The organism is Lwoffella lincolnii, assembly GCF_037201985.1.
GTDB lineage: Bacteria > Pseudomonadota > Gammaproteobacteria > Pseudomonadales > Moraxellaceae > Psychrobacter > Psychrobacter lincolnii.
This window is the reverse complement of the sequence record NZ_CP147511.1, coordinates 651,962-672,995: the sequence shown is the minus strand read 5'-3', so window position 1 is coordinate 672,995 and position 21,034 is coordinate 651,962. Positions and strand designations below refer to the sequence as shown.

The window sequence follows — 21,034 nt, the reverse complement described above, 5'->3', positions numbered from 1 at the left end:
AACATTTTATAATATTTTATAACAAATCATAAAATTTTATAACACATTACAACACATTGTAACGTTACTATCCTTTAAAAATGAAATGAAACACTTGTCCTAATCACTCAAAATATAATCCACATAAAAATCAAACCCAAAAGCATGGTTTGTTTGTGGTGGTTCACGGCTTTGGTTGGCTGATTTTTGAGCCGCTTGCAATGCGGCTTTATCAAGCTGACTTGAGCCTGTGCTTTGCTTGACATCACAACAATGAATGTTACCATTCGCCATGACATGAACACTGAGTAACGCACTGCCTTGGATACCTGCCTTACGAGCATGACTGGGGTAGCGTTTATTACGATTAACGTTTGCGATAAATCGGGTTTTCCATTGATTCACATGGTCAGTTTTTGGGTTTTTTGCTGATTGAGTATCTTTTGTTTCATCTGCTTTTGTTTTATCGATTGTTGTTTTATCGGTTTTGGATTGTAACTCTGTTTTATTCTCATCTTTTTTTGGTTGCTCAATTTCTTGGGCGTTGGTAGCCACGTTGGCTGTATCAGTGTCAATATTTATCTCATCAACTGAGTTTTTTGACATATCCATGGATTGCTTATCTACTGTTGCTGTTTTTATTGGGGAGCTTATTGAGGAACTGATTGAAGCGTTGGGTGTTGTTATCATTGCCTGTTTTGTGCTTGTTTCTTGGTTTGTCATTTGATTTTTCGTTTGATTTTTTACTTGATTTGTCGCTGTGTTTTTTTTAGGCTTTTGTGTTTTTTGAGCCATTGGTTTTGCCAATGTGTCCATGTCAGACGTTTGATAGACCGCTTTCAGGGGCTGTTTTTGGGCTTTGGGCTTTTGCAAATGGTCTGTTGTGTCAATTTCTTTTTGATGCACTGATTTTTGATGCACTGATGCACTAGGCTCAGATGTCATGGTTTGCACATCAACCCAGCGAATTGGTTCGGTAATTGGGCGGGTAGCCAAAGGTGGTGATGGCTGATTGAGTAATGCCACGCCAGCAACCAAACTGCCATGTAAGGCAAGTGATATTAACCAGTCTGAATAAACCAACTTTGTCATCGCTTGACCTCAAGGCTAACTTGGCTAAATCCAAGTTCTTTAACGTCATCAGATAAGCTGACAAAACGAGCCAAAGCGATATTACCATCTGCTCGTATGGTCAACGCTTGATTTTTATCCAAAGTTTTTAAGGCGTGGTTTAAATTTTTGATGGGTTGGTCGTTAAGATAAAGTTGGTCATCTTGTGTGATTGTCAACACATAAGAAGTGGTGGGCATGGCATTTGATGCGGTCGTCGATTTTGCCAAATCGACAGGGATTTTACCATTCACCACAAAAGTTGCTGTGGTTAAAATGATGGTCAGCAAAACCAGCATCACATCAACCAAAGGTATGACGTTAATATCACCAAACTCTTGGGTTAAGTCGTCAAAATCTGAATGTGCCATGGATATTGACCATTTCATTATTGATTACTTGTCATTATTGACCATTTAATTCATCAAAATCTGCCAACTTTTCTCGCACTTGACGTGCTAAAAAGTTATTGATAAACACACATGGAATGGCAACGGCAATGCCCATGGCAGTGGCTTTAAGCGCAAAAGCAAGCCCTGTCATGATGGATTTAACATCAATATCACCGCTTTCACCCAGTGTCTGAAAAGTCAGCATGATGCCAAAAACCGTACCAAGTAGCCCAATATATGGGGCATTGCTGGCAATAGAACTGATGATGGTCAAACGTTTGGTCAGATGTTTTTGTAGTTTGGCTCGACTATGATATTGCCTAACCACAAGATGACGATAAAACCGCCAACGCTCAATTGCCACCGCCATGGCAAGCATGCTCATTGCCAATAATAAGCCTAAAATCGCATACTCAACGATTAGTTTTAATAATGGCATGTTTGACATCACAACCCTGCCTTGCTTTCATTGTGTTGATTGATTGCATCGTGTTTATTAAAAAGCGACATTCACATTGCCTAGCTTGTGATTTATCTGTGATTTATTATATATTTAAAATACATGTTTTGACTGCGACAAATTGTCGCAGTTAAAATCCACTCTTTTAAACAAACCCAAAAAAGACCAGAAAAAAAGACACAGAATAGACACAGAATAGACACATTGAAATCAAATGATGAATGGCAATCAAATCATGGCATCAAGTAATCTAACAATCCAACACCGTATCAACATAACACCGTATCAATAGGCAACAATCGTATTTATGATGACCCACTTAAACTTTGTATCTAAAGCCCCATGGATAGCTCGTGGCACATGGGTTATCATCATGCTGATTTCCTCACTTTTTGCCGCTCAATGGGGAATAACAAGCACACAGGTCAATACGTTATTAATGGTGAGTGGGCTTTATGCTCTGGTTGTTATCTTTGCTTATTTTTTGTGCCAACCGATGAGCCATAACAAGCAGTTTATGATTTTTGCCTTGGACTTAATGGCGTGGTCACTTTATCTTTATCATTCAGGTGGCGCAAGCAACCCACTGATTACCTTATTTCTAACCATTGTGGCAGTAACCTCACTTGTGCAAAGCACTCGCCATATTATCGGCATTGCATTACTGTCTATCATGGCATACATGATGTTATGGCATTTTTATCAGCCTTTGATGATGCCTCATGACCACCAAAGCTCAGAAAAGTTGCATTTACTTGGTATGTTTGGGGTATTTGTGTTTGCTTTAATGATGTTGACAGCGTTAACCGTTTATTTTAAAACAGCAATGGGTCGCAATTACCGAGCATTGCAGCAAGCCCAACAAGCCATTCATCAACAACGCCGTGTGTTAGCCGTCAGCAGTCTTGCTGCCAATATTGCTCACGAAATGAGCACACCCATCACCTCCATGCAATTATTGACCCAACACATCGCCAATCAGCTAACTGAGTTAGATGACGATGATGAATTATTAGAAGACATTGATTTATTAAAATCACAAATCAATCTGTGTCATCAATCATTAAACCGCTTAAAGACCCACATTCAACATCAAGAAACTGAACAAAACTGGTCTTTATCATCAAACACAATGACCACACAACTGGATAAATTGTTACCAAAACTCATCGCAGACTGGCGATTTTTAAATCCCCACATCAACATAACGCTTCCCCCATTCACCACACCAGTTCATGTGCATATCAACGCTGAACAGCTTTATTCCATCATTGTTAATGTCCTAAATAATGCCGTTCAAGCAGAAGCAACTGATATTAAGGTACGCATAGAATATGCCCAATCTGTCATCATTCAGATAAGTGATAATGGCAATGGAATAGAGCTTCACAAAATTGCTAAAATCAAAGAACAACAACCAATCAAGTCTGATAATGGTTGGGGCATGGGATTAATGCTGGCTAAAATCATATTAAATTATGTCGATGGCGATATCAGTATCCAGCACACAACAACACCTAAAAACACAACAACACCCAAAAACACAACAACACCCAAAAACACAACAGGCACTCAAGTCATCATCAAGCTTGCTTACAGTGAATCTTGCCTCAATATTAAATAACACCTGTTGATAATTCATCACCCAATGAACAATTAAAATTTAATGCACCAACAAAGCCATTTTAGGTTTAAAAACATCGATTAATAAGCAGATTAATGAGAATATTTTATGAATCAGCATCAACCATCTCAATTTAAAAATGCTCAAGTTAAAAATGCTCAATCTAAGCAGTCTAAACATTGGCTGGTGATTGATGATGATTTGGTGTTTTGTCGTATTTTAAAAAAATCTTTAATCACGCTAAATCATAGCGTCATGACCGCCAATGACACACGAACCGCCATGGTATCTGTTCATCAATTAACACCTGACTACATCATCTTAGACCTAAACATTGGACAAGAAAGTGGCATTAATTTAATCAACCCACTTCTCACGGTCGCACCACAAGCCAAAATTTTGATGCTGACAGGTTATGCCAGCATTGCCACCGCTGTCGCCGCTGTCAAACTGGGCGCTCATCACTACTTATCGAAACCTTGTGGCATCGATGAGATAATAAAAGCCCTTGATGTTTCACCCGATACTGATTTATCAGCACCGATAGACGAACGGCTCTCTTTAGAACATCATGAATGGGAATATATTCATCAAGTATTAGATGAGTGTCAGGGTAATATCAGTGAAGCTGCTCGAGTACTAAAAATGCACCGCCGTACCTTACAACGTAAGTTACAAAAGAAACGTAAAATCGTCATAGAGTTAGACTGAGTTAAATTCATCTTGAATAAAAGAAACAATAGAGCCTTTCCTAAACCTGACTAACCGCCCAATATAATTGCAGTAGGATTATTACTTGCAGATAATTTTGAAAACTTGCCGTCATCAATAATTTCATCTGCAATCAACTTAATTTCTTTATATGATACAGAATACTGATTTTTGGCTTCTCTTATTTATTTTTCATTCATACTATACACTTAATAATTTTTGAAAATAACCATATTTATTATCAAATTCACTTTTTGTTTCATAAATTTCATTGACTGTTTTTGATGAAAGAGAATTGATTGTATCAATAATTTCAATATTTAAATCTCTTATACCATTTAAAATATTGGAATCAATATACTCTTTTGAGTATTTAAGTTTTCTTAATTTAGATTTTATTAAAAACAAATGTTCTGTTGCTACTTCAATAACAATACCTTTCTCAATCGTCATCGCTTTTTTTACCATAATTATCTCCAAATTGCATAGAAATTACTTAAATTACTCTAAGTCATTAATGATTTGATTCAGCCGTGCCAAATTCATGGCGATTTGTTTACCACTGTTATCGGTACTGGCATCTAGGCGTAATTTTTCATCCAATCTTAACAGCAAGCCTTGCAACGCTTCTAAGGTTTTTTGTAGCAACATCTCGCCTTGGGGTGTTTGTAATGTGCTTTGTGGCAATGTGGTGCTTTGTGGCAATGTGGTGCTTTGTGATGTGCCGGTCATATGCTGCTGTTGCCAATGAGTGATGGCTTGCCGTGCATCGCTCAGCTGGCTGCTCACTTGTTCAAACCCTGTCATGATGCTGTGCGACAGTTGTTGGGTCAGTTGTTGGGACAGTTGCTCAGATAGCTGGTCTTGCTGGCTGTGTCTGATTTGCTGGTTTTTTTGCTGTGCTTTTTGAGTGGCTTGTTGGTTCTGTAGCAGTCGCTCACCTGTTTGATGCAAATTGTCATTGATTTGGGCAAATCCTGACACCAAGTCCATCAATTGCAACACAATTTTGTTGCCTGTGTCGCTGTCATCACCGCCTAGGGCTTTGTTGCGTAAAAAGTCGGCTTTGATTTGTTGCCAACGCTGCTGTTGCGGTTTGCTTAGCCGTCCACGCAATTCATTGAGTTTAAGTAGGTTGCTTTCTGCCCCTTGGGTCAACAGTTGCGATTCACCAAGATAATGGTCATCAATCAGCTGTTCAATCTCAGCATCATTCATCACCGCTGAGAGTTTTTCGGTCATTTTATTCATGTTGCGATAACTGCCTTGTAGTTTAAAGGCAGGTTCGGTGCGGTATTTGTCTTCTTGCGATGCTGATGCGATGTATGCTTGATTCACCTTTAATATCACCGATTGAATGCGTATCATATGGCGTAAGATGGCGACCATCTCGGCAATTTCACTGCCAGCATATGGATATGACAATTCTTGCGTTGGCGATTTGCCATACGCCCTGTCAATCAGATGATACACGTCATTCATGTTCCGATTGACCAACACAGACAGCACGGGGTGACTGGTTAAGGCGTTTTCTAAATAACTTAAGGCAAATGCGTCTTGCATGCCACCCAAAATATCACCAAGGTTATAAATATCAGCACGGTTGGCAAGCATGTCAGGCACTTTAAACAAATCACCGCTTTCGGTATACGGGTTGCCTGCCATGACCACACAAAACTTTTTGCCACGCATGTCATAGGTTTTGGTTTTACCTTGCCACACGCCATCAATGCGACGAGTGCCATCACAAAGTGAGATGAATTTTTGTAAAAACTCAGCATGGGTGTGTTGGATATCGTCCAGATACAACATGACGTTATTGCCCATCTCAAACGCCAAATTGATTTTATTGAGCTCTTCACGGGCGGTGGCATTGGGGGCTTGAGCAGGGTCAAGTGAGATCACATCATGCCCAATCGATGGGCAGTTGATTTTCATAAAAATTAAGCCCAAACGGTTGGCGACATATTCCATCAACGTGGTCTTGCCATACCCCGGAGGGGATATCATCATCAACAGCCCCATCAAATCAGTACGTTTATCATCACCCACCGTCCCCATCTGTTTGGCAAGGTTGTCCCCAATCAATGGCAGATAGCTTTGGTTAATCAGTTGGTTACGCACAAACGATGACAGCGGTCTGGGTTGAAACTCGTCCAGTCGTAAGATTGCCCTGCTGTCATGCAAAATTTTCGTGCGTAATTGTAGGTACTCTTGATAAGCAGGGATAATGTGATGCTGATGCTGATACAAACGATTCATAAACGCATCGACCACCAATGACAGCTGTTGTCCTTTGCCATGAGCGTCATGAGCACCATGAGCATTGATGCGACGATGGTTACCCAACATGCCTGTTACCGTTACCTGCAAATCCAATCCACTGACCGACCGCTTAAAATCTGGCAATTGAGCCATGTCATCTAAGATGGCTTGTTGCGTTGCTGATGGGTGTGGGTTAAATGATGTTTGTTGGTTAAATGACGTTTGTTGGTTAAATGGTTGTGATGCTTGTGGTGCTTGGGGCGTTGGTGATGTTTGTAACGTTTGTCGTTGCTCTGGGCTAAGCTGGGTTAAAAATATGGCAACCGCTTCTGGCAAATAATGCGTGTGCTGATGTTCATCATGATTTGTCTGTTTGTCGTCAGTTGGTTTGTCTGTTGTTAAGTCATGGCTGGTGTCATGTGGGGTATTTTGGTGTGCTTTTTGCCTGATTAGGGCTTCAAACCATGTTGCCAACAGTTCATATGCTGATTTTGGGGTGGTGATGAGCTTGGCGGTGGCGGCATAAAGCTGAGCCAAACTTCCATCAACTGAACGTTGCAGTTGTTCTAGTAAGTGCTGATATAACTGCTGAGCTTGACCACTGGTTTGCCAAATGATGGGTTGTTCCACTCGGTCAACCTGCCCCATCTGCTCCACCAAATATTGACACGCTGGTTGCACCAGCTGTTGATTAAAGACCGTATGTGTATTGACTGAGCTGTCCTTATCATGACCATGACAGCTGGCAACAAACTGTGCCATCAATGGCATCATCTCTGCCACCAACAATGACTTGGCTGTATCACTGCCCAAGATTTGCTGTAGCTGACGGGCGGTAATGGCTCGGTCTGCCCATGTGTGCGTCTGTGCCAACTGCGTTTGGCTTAGCCAACTGCCATGCCAGTCAGCGTGCCAGTCAGCAAATGATTGGCTTGGAAGTTTATGACTTGTTATTGTGTTTGGTGTTGTGTTTGTTAACGTGGTTGGTGTTGTGCTTGGTGTCGTCATATGACTTGCCAACATTAACTGCCGATAAAACAGCTGTGCCAACGTGCGCACGTTGGGGGTATAAATCAGCAAATCTGCATCTTGCAACACAGGTAATATGTGCTGTAATATCAAGGTGGCATCATGATCATGAATGCCTTTTTCATAGCCCATCTGATAGCGAGAGGTGGCGTAATCTCTGACCAGTTTTGCCAATGCCCCATCAGCAAGATACGCTGACTGGCTGGCTGATTGATGATGGGCTGTTTGTGATTGATATAAGGCATCATATAGCTTGCGTTCGCTTAAGTTATCCAGCCCTTTTTTAGCACTGTCAATGATGCTGTACGCCAAATACTCAGCTCGATACACGTCTGTTGATTCAGATGCCACAGTCATCTGCCAAAAAGGCTGTAGGGCATTGAGTCTGGCATCGTCAACACGTTGATAATAATCCGTACCTGTCAGATGCAGATTCATCACCTGCTCACCATTGGTAGCGGTGCGTGTCAACAAAGTTAAATCCAGCGGTTGGGTGTTGACAGAAAATCTGTGCTTACCCAATTTGATGATTTGTCCACCATCTTCAAACAAATCTGCCTTGTCTTTTAAGCTTTTAAAACTGTCCGTTTGAATGGCTTTTAGGTGTGCATCAATGTCATCGGCTTTGACACTAAAGCCCATTTGTCTCAGCTGTTCGCTGACTTGTCGCACCTTTTGTACCAAGCCATCAGAAACAAAGTAGGTATTTAATGCGTCTTCATCGCTAAATCCTGTGCCAGCATTGCTTTGGGTGCGTTTTTTGATGCTCTCTAGCATCCGTTTTGCCCCATCTTCTAGGTTTTGGGCTTTGCGGTTTTGGGCATCTAACAGCTGTTGCTTATGGTTTTCAAAGGCATCAAAAACTTCTTCACGTTTGGTGATGATGTCGTTTAAAAATTCATCATACTCGCTGAATTGACTTTCTAATTCTTCTAACTGTACCAACAATCTGGCAAGCTGTTCATCGGATTTTTCTGGTGTGGTGGCAGTGGATAACGCATTGGTGATCGATTGACTAAATAGCTTAAACTGAGCGGAGAACTGAGCCACCGCTTCAGCAGAACCAAAGTGTTTGCTGGCATGGTTGAGTTTGGCTTTGGTTTGGTTAAGGCGGGCATAAATGGCGGAAATGTCATCGATGATTTGCGTGTGTAAAGTGGCATCAGCAATGTCCAATGTGCCAAGCAATTCCGTCAGCAAATCAAGCCCGCTGGCAGTGTCATTAATGCTGTCCAACACTGGCATCAGCTCAGCTTTGGTCTTAGCGGTTTGTAAACGCTGTTCGATGTCTGCCAATGTGGCTTCATAGCTGGCTTTGGCATCATCACCGCTTAAAAAAGTTACTGTTTGTCTGGCAAGCTGTTCTTCTGCTTGGGATATTTGTGCTTGTAGTTGGGTCAGTTTATCGCCGTCAAGATAACGCAACGTCTCTAAGCCAGCCAGTCGCCCTTGCTGTTGTCGCAAGGCAGATAACTGGTTAATGTGGTCATCTATGCTCTCAAAGGTGGTCATTTTAATCTGACGAATGCGTTCATCAACCGCTTGCTGAGCTTGGTCTAAGGCAAGTTGCGTTTGTTTTTGAATGCTTTGAACTTTGATGAATTCATCAATCACCAACTCACTGGTGTCCATGATTGTGCGGATACTCTGTGCCAATTCATCAAGCTGTGGTTCTGCCAACCAATAATAATCATCAAACAGCTTGCTTGTGGTGTTCACCAGCTCTTCGTACAGTTTTTGCGAAACGCTTTGATTGCCAATCAGACGAGTAACGCCATATAAGTCTGAGATGCCACGCACCAACTCTTTGTTGCCAATTTTGCCATAAAAACTGCGACTTTCTGGTAACTGGCTGACATAGTCTGATGACGCATAGGGGGTTTGCCAAATCTGCATCGGATGAATGCGTGATGGCTCGGGCTGGTCATTAAACAACACCAATAAACCATCTTCTGCCAACGCATAACCATTACAATAAATGGGGTTTGCCAGTTGTTTTTTTATCAAATTGTAGCCAAACAACCCCATCACACCACTGACCACGTCATAAAACAGATACAACACATCTTCACCATTGGGGGAGATGATTTTGCGTTTAAAGCGTAACCCTTTGGCTTTATCATCTGTGCCAAACAGCTTATGCTCACCAGTTTGAAGGTAATACCCCCCTGGGAACACAATGCCATGGTCTTCAGGCAACTGCACACACGACTGACCAATGGCATCTAGTCTGAGTACTGTCTCGGTCAGCGTGTTGTACACCAAATGGCGAAACTGCTCTTCTCGATATGGCAAAATCTTGAGCAAAATCAGATTTCCTACCTTGGCATAATAAATTTGAGCGTCAGTCAGTGATTGAGTTTGGTCATTAACAGGCTCACTATAAATACCCCGCCCCGACTCGGTGTTGTTCTCAATCTTGATGGTCAACTTACCTGCCACCGTCTCAACAAACACCGTGTCTAAGATGTTCATATGCGGGTGCTTGCCATTGACCATCTGCTCTCGAGTGGTCAGTATCCAATCAAAATCATGTGGTGGCGGTGGCTCAATGTCTCGTTCACCACGATTATCAATATAGTCAACCTGCCTGCCATCACTGCTGATGCCAAAACGAAACACCCTAATGTCGCTGACGCGCTCACCTATTTGAAAAGCAATGAGCAGTTTGCCATCTTTGACGATTAATTGCGTCAGTTGGGTATTTTTGTAATAGCGATATAATTCATGAAAATCCTGCACAAAGTTGGCTTGGTCTAAAAAACTGCCTGCCAAATCCACCGCTTCTAATGTGTGGTTGTCCGCCTGCGTTGTGTCCGATTTAACATCATCTACATTGCTGGCATTGCCATTATTGGCATTGTTGGCATCGCTGGGGCCATCAGTTGTCAAGCGATACAAACTCAACACATCAGAAACATGGGTTTCTTTTTTTAGCCCCATAAAAACGTTATAACCAAACAGCAAATACTCACCAACCTGCACCATGTCTCGTGCCACACAGTTATGCTCGGTACGAATGCGAGTGCGGGCAATCACCTGCATTTGTGAGCCACCGAACTCAGCCAGACGTTGCTCGTTTAGAGCTTGGGTTAAATCATCAAGCCGTTTGCCCTGCTCGGTTAAGCGTTTTTTAATCACGTCATAAGCGTTACCTGACGCAACCGCTTGCGACTGAGCATCTAAGTCTGAATTTTCGCTGGGAGAGGGGTTATTTTTACGTTCCATTTTGTCTCTTTTGTGGGTTGTTCATTCTTAACCATGTTTATGATTAAAGCATTTTGTCATTAAAGCAGTTTGTCATTAAAGCAGTTTGTCATTAAAGCATTTTGTCATTAAAGCATTTTGTCATTAAAGCGTTATTTCTTTTTTGTTAAACGCCTTTGTAACCAGCTTTTATGACGTTTGGTGTGCTTAAGCCAAATGGCACGTATTTATGCACTTTTTTATTCACCATTATGTTGAACGGTCTGTTTATCAACTTTGTTCACTTTATTGGCAATGACGGCTTCTATGATGCCATTTAGGGTGCTGGATTTGTCCGCTAAGCCGTCAATGGCTTTACCAATAGACAATGATTTTGCAAAGTTGTTAAAGAAATGGTCTTCACCGCCAACAATGTCAATGTTGGCTTTTTGTAGAGCGGTTGCTAAGACTTCGGCATTTTCTTTGGCGATTTCTTTGCCAGCTTCGATGGATGCCAAGGCTTCTTGTAGGGCAGTCTCTAGACCCATGCGATATTCTTCATGCTCTCGTGCTTCCTTGCTCATGCTACCCATGGCGTTGAATTTTTCCACCAGACCATCGGCTTCCGCTTTGAAGTGTTCACGAGTCACTTGGGCTTTGGCAAGTCCAACTTCACGCTCAGCAGCGGCGTTAGATGCCCCACGCGCGGCGATGACTTCGGCATCTGCCATGCCTTTTTCACGCTCAGATTGGGCTTGGGCTTGCCCTGTGGCACGGATAACATTGGCTTTGGCAATGCCTTCTTTTTCTAAAGACACCGCTTTGGCTTCAATGATGACAGCTTCGGCAAGACCTTTGGCGGATTCTTGGGCTTTGATGCCTTCTGCCAGTTTGATTTTAGATTGAGCGTCTTTTTCAGCGGCTTGTAGGTTGGCTTCTGCCAAGGTGGTGATTTCTGTTGCCTTGTGCTTGGCGGCAAGCTCTTCGGCTTCTGCTTTTTTGACTTGACGCACTTTGGCTTCTTCAGCTTCCGCTTCGGCAGCCAAGACTCGGGTTTGTTTGGCTCGGTCGGCTTCACTGATTTCACGCACTTCTTTGATGCGTTCTTCTTCTTGTGCCACTGTTTTATCCACCGCCACCCGTTCACGGATAACGTTGGCGATTTCTTTTTTCTCCATTTCTACGGCACGTTCGGCTTCGATTTTTTGCAATTCAACTTCACGCTCACGAGCGACAATTTCTAGCTCACGGGCTCTGGTGACTTTTTCTTCTTCGATGACCACCGCCCGTTTGCGATTTTGTTCCGCCACTTCTATCTCACGTTGCTGGTTTTCACGTTGTACTGCCAAGTCTTGCTCAACGATGATGATGGCAGTTTCAGATTTTTTGCGTTCTTCTTCTTGGATTTTGCGGGTTTCGGCTTCTTCACGAGCCACCACAGAAGCAATTTCTCGTTTTTGTTTGGCTGCAGCATCGGCCTGTTGACGCTCCAGTTCATACATGGCTTCGGCGGTTTCAACGTTCTTTTTCTTAATTGCCAGCTCTTCATCACGTTCTAATTCATTGGTAACCACGTTTTGCATGGCGGTTAGCTGGGTGATTTTTTTGATGCCTTCAGCGTCTAAGATGTTGCTTGGATCTAGGGCAGTTTTTGGCGTTTGTTCCAGATAATCAATCGCCACATCTTCTAGCACATAGCCATTTAGGTCATTACCAATTTCTTGAACGATTTTGTCACGAAATTCACTGCGATTTTCAAATAATTTGACAAAATCAATCTGCTTACCCACAGTCTTTAAGGCTTCTGAGAATTTGGCGTTAAACAGCTCATTAACCGCCACTTTGTCTGATGCCCTGTCCACACCAACTGCTTTGGCGACTTTTAACACGTCCTGCTCAGTTTCATTGACTCGCAAATAAAACGCCACGGTGATGTCAGCACGCATGTTATCAGCACAAATCAAACCTTCTTTACCCCGTCTGTCCACTTCCAAGGTGATGAGCGAGATTTTCATCAGCTCTTTTTTGTTAATGACTGGCCAAACAAAACCACCGTCAAACCGAACAGCGATTTTATTGACACCATTGATGATAAGTGCCGTGCCTTGTTCAACCTTATAATAAAAAGCCTTGAGCATCAAAAGCATCGCCATGATGACCACAAACACCACCACGACAATCGCCGCTAGCAAAAATAAAGTGTGCATAACCGCTCCCAATCTGTGTGAATAATTAAATAAATGGTTAAATGAATGATAAATGGTTAAATAGATGGTTGTTAAATAAATAATTAATAGTTAAATAATTATTAAATGTCTCATTAGTCAGTAGATTCATTAATTTTTTGTATTTGATAAACATTTTGCTGTTGGTCATATGCCACCAACCGTACGTTATCACCTTGCACAATGACGCTGTCATCACCTGTCAACTGACGCACCTTAAATATCAACCCTGCACCCCCGTCTTCTAGCATCGCTTCACCATGACGGTCATTGACGGTCAGCGTGCGGACGACTGCCGTTTGCCCCAAAAAACTTTGTGCATGGCGTTTAGGAATGTTGGCGATATGACGTCGAATGGGGCTAAGCATCAGCCCTGTCAGCCACATAGACACCACCAACACCAGCACCAATGCCCCTGTGCCAAAGGCATAATGTAACACACCATGACCAAATTGTGCATGTAAAAAACTGCTATAAAAATAACTTAATACCCAACCAATCAACGCAATGCCCGTTAATATCACCACCAACGGCACACCATACAACCCAAATTTAAGCAAAATTCCTGACAACAGACCAACACTGGCATTACCAGCATCACCAATATCACCGATGTCGCTAATATCACCAACATCGACCACGTCCATATCAACAAAGCCCAGCAAGGCAACCAGCCAATATAAAGTTACAAACAAAACTAAAGCGGTAAAAAAAACCGTAGGATAAGCACTGATGTTATTGATAAAGGTCTCAAACGCTGTATTCATAATCACCCTTTGCATGACAGTTTAGCCTGATTGTTGATTGTATAACAGGCAAAGATATTGTATAACAGGCAAAGATGATTTACTCAAATTTCGTGGAATAAATATTTAAAAAATCAACATAAAATGGCTTGCAAAGTGAGTTTTTTTCGCTATAATAGCCAACCTATATAGGCATATAGCTCAGTTGGTTAGAGCACCACCTTGACATGGTGGGGGTCGCTAGTTCGAATCTAGTTATGCCTACCATATTTAAACCCTGTAATCTCAATGATTGCAGGGTTTTTTGTTTGTCTAGGTAGGCTTGGCGGATAAATGCTTGTTGTTTCTACCGTTTTTAACGCCAATTAAACAGACTTGACAAAAAAACAAACCACTTCCAAACTCTGTTTTTTCACGCATACCGCCCATCACTTGATGAGCGGTTTAATGCTGTTTTTTGATAAAAAATTTGATGATAAAAAAGCCAAGCAATCACACAATGTCATCAAGAATTGTCATGATTACTTGGCTTTTAGGGTATTGTTTACTATAATACAACACATCAAGCAAGGGTGGTAGGACACCCAAGCCTGATGGGTTATCCGCCACCGACCAAGTGGTGGCAACCTTAGGAGATAAGACAATGAAAACGCTCTTCAAAGTTATCATCACTGTTATCCTGTCCTGCTACTACTCTACTACTAAGTAATAACGCTTACTAAGCAGGTAGCCTATAAAGGCTGGGGCGGTGGGCTTCGCCATCGCTTCACTCCTAAAATCTAAACACAGCTTAGCACAATTTAGGAAAAATTCAAATGCCCAAGATTGTCAAAAATCCCAAAACCCGCGCCCAAATCCAAGCCGACAGCGACGCACGCCGTGGGGTCAAGCAAATTGGCTTTAAAGTCCCCAAATAATTTGCCCAACTGCTTGATAAGCTTGCCAAACAAACAGGCAAAACCAAAAACATCATCATCATGGAAGCAGTTCATGCCTATCAAACACGCATCAACCACACCGACTGACCACCAAACATGGCATTGACTTTATCGGTTATGAGATGGTTTTTGTTATTTTCACATCACTCGTGAAGACACTCGTCATGACCATCGATGGTGTTCTGTAACACGCACCAAATCAGGGTGTATATAATCAGGGGTCATGGTTACCACCATTTAATCACACGGCTTAGCAAGCTTAACCCCAACACACAACAAAAACCCATTATTCAGCACAATACGGCTGGCAGGCTTTAAATCAATGACGGTTTGAAATTGGATTTTCATGGTATTTCTCCTATTTTAAGGTGGCGATAATTTACGCTGATTGCCACACCAAAATCATCAAAATAATTGCCAATACAACGCCCCAAAAGCCATATTTATCAATTAACGCTTTGATTATTTCACCAATTCGTTAAAATGTTCCATCAGTCATCAATCCTTATGCCATGGGATTGATAATAAAAAAGCCTAACGACTGCAATCGTCAGGCTTTTTTGTTGGGGGGTTAACTTTTTAAGTTTTATAAAGGCATTTTCATCATTTTATGATACGCATCAGCTTTGCTTTGCCGTAAAGACTCTATCTCTGACTTCGTCAGGTGTTTTACGAGAGTTAATGATGAATTTTGCTTCGGATTCTGTGAGTTTTGTGAAGTCATATCCAAAGGTTTCTTGCCACCAGTTTTCAAGCTCGCCATACTTACTCCGTAATCCATCTAATGTTTTAGTATCCAACCTTAATTGGGCAGAATACTGTTTACCTGTTAAAGCATAACTACCAATAACGCCGCCGCCTTTAGATTCAATATGACCTTTTAGGGCAGCAAATGTTCCACCTTGCGTCTGGGTATCATCAACCATAATAACATTTTTACTATTGATACTACCGCTAAAACTTGGTGAATTTGCCAATCTATACCAGCCATCACTGCCACTTCTTGAAACTTTGACAGCTTGCACAACGTTTAAATCAACTTTTGCTCCTAGTTTTCTAGCTAAAAAAGTCGCAACAGCAACAGGTATCATGTTTCTACCTGTTTGCTCTTCTGCATGCACTGGAGCAAAAACTACTTTTTTATCACCAATCAAGCTACTAAGTTTTGAAACAGCGTCATCACTGATTAAATCTTTAGCCAATAAAAACGCACTTTCAACATCTCCCGCTTTTGCTTTAGCATAATTTGGGTGACCTGTAGCATCACCTAATTTTCTATCAATAATTGTATCAGGAAAATTACCCCAATCTGTTCGCATACTTTCTCTCTTGGTATTTTGCGTAAATTGTAACACAGTTTCAGTATTACGATTAACTTTCTCCTGCTCTGCCATCACATCTTCAGGCGATTTACCCCCCATCAAATGCTCGGTATAAGGCTCAGCCACACACCGACAGCGAATCGGTTGCCCTGGGTGTCCATCGTCAGGCGGATTATCCCAAGCAAACCGCCTACCATCACGCAACACATGCTCATGACGCACACGCTCATCTTGGCTGGTACGCCATGTATAATGCGTGATACCAAGTTTTTGCTGACACACTTGTGATAACCTACTGTTTATCTTACCCAACTGGTCAGAGGCAATCAGCCTAGCACGATTTTGACCAATGACATGAATTCACCCAAGCTCATCTGCCAAATCCTGATGAAGCGTACCACCTTGCAAACTTGCCATCACCGCCTTTTCAACACGGTCAAAATATTCTTGTGGGATAGACTTAATCAAACCCACATTCGCCTGTATCGCATCTGCCACCGCTTGCTGTAAGTCTTCATCACGCATCAGTCCATTAAAATCAATGCCCGTTTGTTTGCGTAACAAATCTGCCAGCTGTGTATCACTTGCCTGTTTTTGGGTAAAGACGATTTTAGTGGCAAGCCCATTGGCAACATTGACCACACGCCCTGTGATTAACGCCCTTAACGCATCAAACAAAAACTTAAACCTATCAAACAGCCCATCAGCCGCCGCCATTTTGCCATCGCCTATGTGTGGCGTGGTAAGCGGCATTAACTGTCTAACCGTTTCGCTGTGCATATCGTCCACGATAGTCAGCAAGGCTTTGGCATACATCACTTCAATCTTGCGTGAGACGTAAATGGGTCTTGACTTGGTTTTTCGTCCACGCTTACGCTGATGGGCTTGTGTTAATATCGGCTGTAGCGAATTGAGCATACTAACGTCCCTGCACTGCTCGGATAATCTCTGGACTGGCAAACAACACCAAACCAAACGCAATCAAACCAATAATGGCACAAAAACGCTTCATTTCCATCTTGTTTACCTTGTTTATTTAGCATTTAAAAAAGCCGTAACAGCAATCACAAGCCCTGTTAAACTTGCAATCACAATAACAATGGATTTTTCCCACGCCATGATGCTTGCCACTTTGCCTGTATCTTGTTCGCTCATTTTGTTGCCAACGAATAAGCCCACATAACCAAAGCACCACTAATTCCAATAGACAAAATAAAAAAGATTGACCATATCGCCCAAAAGCGTTTTGTTTCAAGTTTGTTTGTCATATTTACAAAGCCTTTTAGTAAATTATCAGAATTAAAATGACTACTATCAATTGTTATGTTAAAATCTAACACGAATTTTAATCCTTATCACAGCTAAGGGTTGAAATTAAAAAAGCCAAACTATTTGCGGTAGTTTGGCTTTTTGCTTTATGGGCATTGTGTTGTGGTTTTAGTTAGGTTTTAGTTGGCATTTCTTCCAAACTCTCCAATAGCCTGATATGGCTTTCATCAATCACCGTATAAGTCCCCTCTTCCATCAACTGCTTAGCGATTTGAGCTTCAGTGATGATGCCAGCTTGCAAATATTTAATGTCCCTGTCCGCATTATTTCGCTCCACATCTGAGCGGGTCTTTTCATCAAGTTGCCAAAGGGGAGCAAAACTGAATGTTACCTTAGGCAAACCAAGATACCCACACATCATCGCCAACAACTTATCAAGAATGGGGCGTAAATACCAATTTTGATAGCCTGCCACCGTGTCATAATAATTGCGTAAATCATGCTCCCCTGTGGCGTTTAACCCACTTGGCGACTGCCCAAACAAAATCGTATAAGGCATGTCCGCCGCCCCTGCCGTCTGTATGGCAAACTCACGCATCAAATCAGGCAACCCCCCAAAATTATAATGCTTACTGTCATACTCTTCTGCTTCCTTATCCAGCACCAGCATGCCATTATTTGACTTCATCAAACCAATCAGATTAAAACGTTTTAGCACCACATCGCTGTTGAGCTTGATTTGCTGCATCAAATCTTGAGTTTTAATCACATCAACCTTACTTTCATGAACAAGGCTTGCCACATTGGCATTGACACTGGCAAAACGCAACAGCTCACTGTACAAAGTCTGTAGCACACTCTCACCATCGTCCCAAACCACTGGCAACACACGGCTATGATGAATAAACCCACTGGCAATCTTAGCATCATGTTGCAACTGATAATAAACAGGCTCATCTAAAAACCCCCCTGCCTCTGACACACTTAACCGCTCACGAGTGGCAATCAACTGGTCCACCCTTAGCACCGTCATATAACCAAGGTTGATTTTACCCTTTGATAATGGCATGACCAACTCTTGATTGTCCGCCACTCCCAACAACACATAGCTCTTACCATGCAAGCGTGCCAACTTTAACGCCGCTATCAAATGCTCATTGAGCTTAAGCCGTGCCATCTCACGCTCAAGTTTTGCCAACTGCTTACCATCAAGATTGTTAAAATAATACCCTTGACGAAACATATCCTGCACAGGGCGGTTAATGATTTTTTTAGCGATGCTGTCAATTTTATACAAATTATCCAACTCAAAAACCGACCGCTTGGCATACCAAGCAAAGTCATCATGCAAAGCCTTATCTCGTTTTGTGCCAAGATTGCTGACAAAATTCACCAAAGTACTGTCAGCAATGTTCAAGAATTTATTTAACATGGCTAATTAATATGCTCAAATACAGACGAATGAACCCCACGCTTCATATTGCGTTCGTGGGCATAACGTAAACTATCAATGACGTGATTATGGGCATCAACAAGGGTAGGCAACACCGTATCTGACAGCCTATCCACCTTATGACGGTATAAACGAAACTCTTGGGCGGTTGCCATGCACCGTGAATGAATGACAATTTTTTTAAAACTCTTTAAATAAGCAATGCCATCTTGCACACTGCCACGCCCCTTATCACACGCCCTAACATAAGGCAACCCATGACGCTTTAAATAACTGATGCTCTCAGGTCTGGCATTATCCGCCACCAGCACATGCTCTGCCACATCAGGCAACGCTTTCATCACCGCCACCACCGTATCATCAATCTCAAGCCCTACCTGACTTATATCATGCTCAATGTACAAGCAATCATCAGCCACCCATGACTTACTGCCAGCGGTTGGGTCTTGAGCAAAGCCAAAATCCAAACCAAAATAAGACCCATGCCAGCCCTGCCTTGGGACAAAATCTTGTATCACAAACTTATCTTTAAACACCTGAGCATCGCTCATCTCAAGATAAGCCCCTTCCCATATCCATTTATACGTCGCATCATCAAGGCGTTCACGATCAGCCAACCGCTCAACATCAAGCACCTTGGGAAAAAACGGATTGTCTTGATAATTTAGCTTAACAAGCTTATCATGGCGTGTTTGGCGAAACCGCTTATCAGTGGCACTGCCACGGCTTTCAGGATTCCAAGTAACCCAAATCTCACTGCCATCTTCACGCACCGTTGGAATAAGCTTCGCCCACGCCTTTTCACTGACATTCTCCGCCTCATCAATCCAAGCAATCAAAATACGAGCCTTAGACTTTAAGCTATCAAGATTGTGGCGTAACCCTGTAAAAACATAGCTGACCTGACGATTCTTAGTGCGTATGTACTTCTCACCCACATCAAAATAATCATCAAGCCAAGACACACAACCGATGGCTTGCTTAATCTCTTGCATTGAACTGTCTTCAAGCGAATTCATAAACTCACGCCCACACAAAATCACCCCACTTTGACCCATCTGAGCAAACTGATAAGCACGCACCGCCGTCATCAACGCAAACGAGCGAGTTTTAGCACTGCCATGCCCCCCATACGCCCCACGATAGCGAGCCTTACCCAAAAACACAGGAATAAGCTTGGGGGGCAACTCAATCTGAACTTTCATCTTTTATAAAATTAGCGTGGTCAATGGGGTCAATATTAGGAGCAATCAGCTCAATGACCATGGGCTTAACCGTCATACTACCATCACTTGACGTATGGTCTATCGTTTGCTTATCCAAGCCGAGCAGCTTCGCCTTACCCATGGTGGCAGACACAGCAGACGCAGACTGAGGTGGCTCACACGCCAAAGCAGCCATGCGAGCTTGTTCCAATTCCGCCAACAAATCATCAACCGTCAAATCATGACGCTGTCTGTGGCTTGCTTGCAACTCATCAACTTGTCTTTTAATCTTATCCATGGCTAACAACTCAGATGCCTTACGGTGAATGGTGGTATTGCTCATATTATCAGCATGATAACTTTGGCGATAAGCTTCAGACGCATTGCCAAGCTCCACATACAACTGACAAAAGCGTGTCTGTTTTGGCGTAAGTTTCGCCATGCTTACGCTCCTTTTTTAAGATTTTTTCAAACGCATAAAAAGCAAAATCCCCACTTAAACAAGTAGGGATTTTGATAAAAATTTATAAATAACAACAAAAAAGGCGATGACCACCTAAGTCATCACCTTGTTGCAACTTTTTTCAAACATAGTATAACTTTAGCAGTCTTTGGGGTGAAAATCAAGTCCTAGTGATAAGTTTTAAAAAATTCCTACCACAAAAAAAACGCCACTTTTAGGATGGTAGGGGTTACAGGATTGGCGTACTGTCCGCTAGGTAACAGCGTATCTTACGATACTCCCATAACCCCTACCATAATTTATTTGGTTTTTAAAAGGGTCTATCTAATAGATACCCCCTTTATTTTGGGGATTGTTGCAATAAAAAAACCGCCTATGATGACATCATAAGCGGTTTTTTTTAAATACAAAAAAGCCAAATAATCATAACAATATTATAAAAAACTGTAATAATTACTTGATCTTTTGGGTAAGCTAGGCTATAACAAACCCCATCAACACAAGGGGTGTTGGTTGGGCTAGGACAAGCCTAGCGGTAACATAAGGAACAGACAATGAAGCACGTTATCAAATTTATTGTCCTTGTTGTCTTACTACTCATTAGCAATAATGCGTACTAGATAGCAAGCCAACTAAGTTACGGTACTTATAATAACT

At 42.1% G+C, this 21,034-nt stretch carries 17 protein-coding genes and 1 tRNA gene; 3 read left to right on the top strand and 15 right to left on the bottom strand.

The window, feature by feature from the left end; translation table 11 throughout:
* Positions 1–99 precede the first annotated feature (99 nt).
* Genes WDM69_RS03100 through exbB form a run of 3 tightly spaced genes read right to left on the bottom strand, consistent with a single transcriptional unit; the run spans position 100 to position 1,920 of the window.
* Positions 100–1,071, bottom strand: coding sequence for a TonB family protein (locus tag WDM69_RS03100; protein WP_338755653.1), 972 nt, complete (start codon positions 1,069–1,071; stop codon positions 100–102).
* Positions 1,068–1,460 carry an ExbD/TolR family protein gene (locus WDM69_RS03095; protein ID WP_158077835.1) on the bottom strand — a complete coding sequence of 131 codons (393 nt, stop codon included), beginning with the start codon at positions 1,458–1,460 and terminating at the stop codon, positions 1,068–1,070. The genes WDM69_RS03100 and WDM69_RS03095 overlap by 4 nt, the downstream gene beginning before the upstream one ends.
* A gap of 34 nt (positions 1,461–1,494) precedes the next feature.
* Entirely contained in the window at positions 1,495–1,920 is a 426-nt protein-coding gene (gene exbB / locus WDM69_RS03090; RefSeq protein WP_078306302.1) for a TonB-system energizer ExbB, read from the bottom strand.
* A gap of 328 nt (positions 1,921–2,248) precedes the next feature.
* On the opposite strand from exbB, the gene WDM69_RS03085 reads away from it, so the two are divergent.
* On the top strand, positions 2,249–3,565 hold the full coding sequence (locus tag WDM69_RS03085; RefSeq protein ID WP_338755652.1) for a HAMP domain-containing sensor histidine kinase: 1,317 nt from the start codon (positions 2,249–2,251) through the stop codon (positions 3,563–3,565).
* A 108-nt stretch (positions 3,566–3,673) separates the two neighbouring features.
* Complete coding sequence (locus WDM69_RS03080) at positions 3,674–4,276, top strand: response regulator transcription factor (protein ID WP_078306180.1); 603 nt, start codon at positions 3,674–3,676, stop codon at positions 4,274–4,276.
* Between the two features lie 201 nt (positions 4,277–4,477).
* Here the strand turns inward: WDM69_RS03080 and WDM69_RS03075 are convergent, their stop codons facing one another.
* From WDM69_RS03075 to WDM69_RS03060, 4 genes are all read right to left on the bottom strand, one after another.
* Entirely contained in the window at positions 4,478–4,744 is a 267-nt protein-coding gene (locus WDM69_RS03075) for a hypothetical protein (RefSeq protein WP_078306179.1), read from the bottom strand.
* A gap of 33 nt (positions 4,745–4,777) precedes the next feature.
* Entirely contained in the window at positions 4,778–10,798 is a 6,021-nt protein-coding gene (locus WDM69_RS03070) for a DNA repair ATPase (protein ID WP_338755651.1), read from the bottom strand.
* A 218-nt stretch (positions 10,799–11,016) separates the two neighbouring features.
* Positions 11,017–12,963 carry a hypothetical protein gene (locus WDM69_RS03065; protein WP_338755650.1) on the bottom strand — a complete coding sequence of 649 codons (1,947 nt, stop codon included), beginning with the start codon at positions 12,961–12,963 and terminating at the stop codon, positions 11,017–11,019.
* 113 nt (positions 12,964–13,076) lie between these two features.
* A complete protein-coding gene (locus WDM69_RS03060) occupies positions 13,077–13,748 on the bottom strand; it encodes a hypothetical protein (RefSeq protein WP_338755649.1) in 672 nt (223 codons plus the stop codon).
* A gap of 169 nt (positions 13,749–13,917) precedes the next feature.
* On the opposite strand from WDM69_RS03060, the gene WDM69_RS03055 reads away from it, so the two are divergent.
* Positions 13,918–13,994 (top strand) — tRNA-Val (locus tag WDM69_RS03055).
* Positions 13,995–14,219: 225 nt separating this feature from the next.
* Here WDM69_RS03055 and WDM69_RS03050 read toward each other — a convergent pair.
* The 8 genes from WDM69_RS03050 to WDM69_RS03015 all read right to left on the bottom strand — a co-directional run bounded on the left by WDM69_RS03050 (position 14,220) and on the right by WDM69_RS03015 (position 20,356).
* Positions 14,220–14,396, bottom strand: coding sequence for a hypothetical protein (locus tag WDM69_RS03050; protein WP_158077834.1), 177 nt, complete (start codon positions 14,394–14,396; stop codon positions 14,220–14,222).
* A gap of 889 nt (positions 14,397–15,285) precedes the next feature.
* Positions 15,286–16,299: a minor capsid protein gene (locus WDM69_RS03045; RefSeq protein ID WP_078306175.1), complete on the bottom strand. Its 1,014-nt coding sequence runs from the start codon at positions 16,297–16,299 to the stop codon at positions 15,286–15,288.
* A 48-nt stretch (positions 16,300–16,347) separates the two neighbouring features.
* Positions 16,348–16,905: a hypothetical protein gene (locus WDM69_RS03040; protein WP_078306174.1), complete on the bottom strand. Its 558-nt coding sequence runs from the start codon at positions 16,903–16,905 to the stop codon at positions 16,348–16,350.
* 114 nt (positions 16,906–17,019) lie between these two features.
* The gene (locus WDM69_RS03035) at positions 17,020–17,142 is read right to left on the bottom strand and encodes a hypothetical protein (RefSeq protein ID WP_276206604.1); all 123 of its coding nucleotides are present in this window, start codon (positions 17,140–17,142) and stop codon (positions 17,020–17,022) included.
* The gene (locus tag WDM69_RS03030) at positions 17,139–17,327 is read right to left on the bottom strand and encodes a hypothetical protein (protein ID WP_078306173.1); all 189 of its coding nucleotides are present in this window, start codon (positions 17,325–17,327) and stop codon (positions 17,139–17,141) included. Before WDM69_RS03030 ends, WDM69_RS03035 begins: the two co-directional genes overlap by 4 nt.
* A 101-nt stretch (positions 17,328–17,428) precedes the next feature.
* Positions 17,429–18,688 carry a DUF1073 domain-containing protein gene (locus WDM69_RS03025; protein WP_078306172.1) on the bottom strand — a complete coding sequence of 420 codons (1,260 nt, stop codon included), beginning with the start codon at positions 18,686–18,688 and terminating at the stop codon, positions 17,429–17,431.
* A 2-nt stretch (positions 18,689–18,690) separates the two neighbouring features.
* Entirely contained in the window at positions 18,691–19,914 is a 1,224-nt protein-coding gene (locus WDM69_RS03020) for a PBSX family phage terminase large subunit (RefSeq protein WP_078306171.1), read from the bottom strand.
* Entirely contained in the window at positions 19,898–20,356 is a 459-nt protein-coding gene (locus tag WDM69_RS03015; protein WP_078306170.1) for a terminase small subunit, read from the bottom strand. The genes WDM69_RS03020 and WDM69_RS03015 overlap by 17 nt, the downstream gene beginning before the upstream one ends.
* Positions 20,357–21,034: the final 678 nt, after the last annotated feature.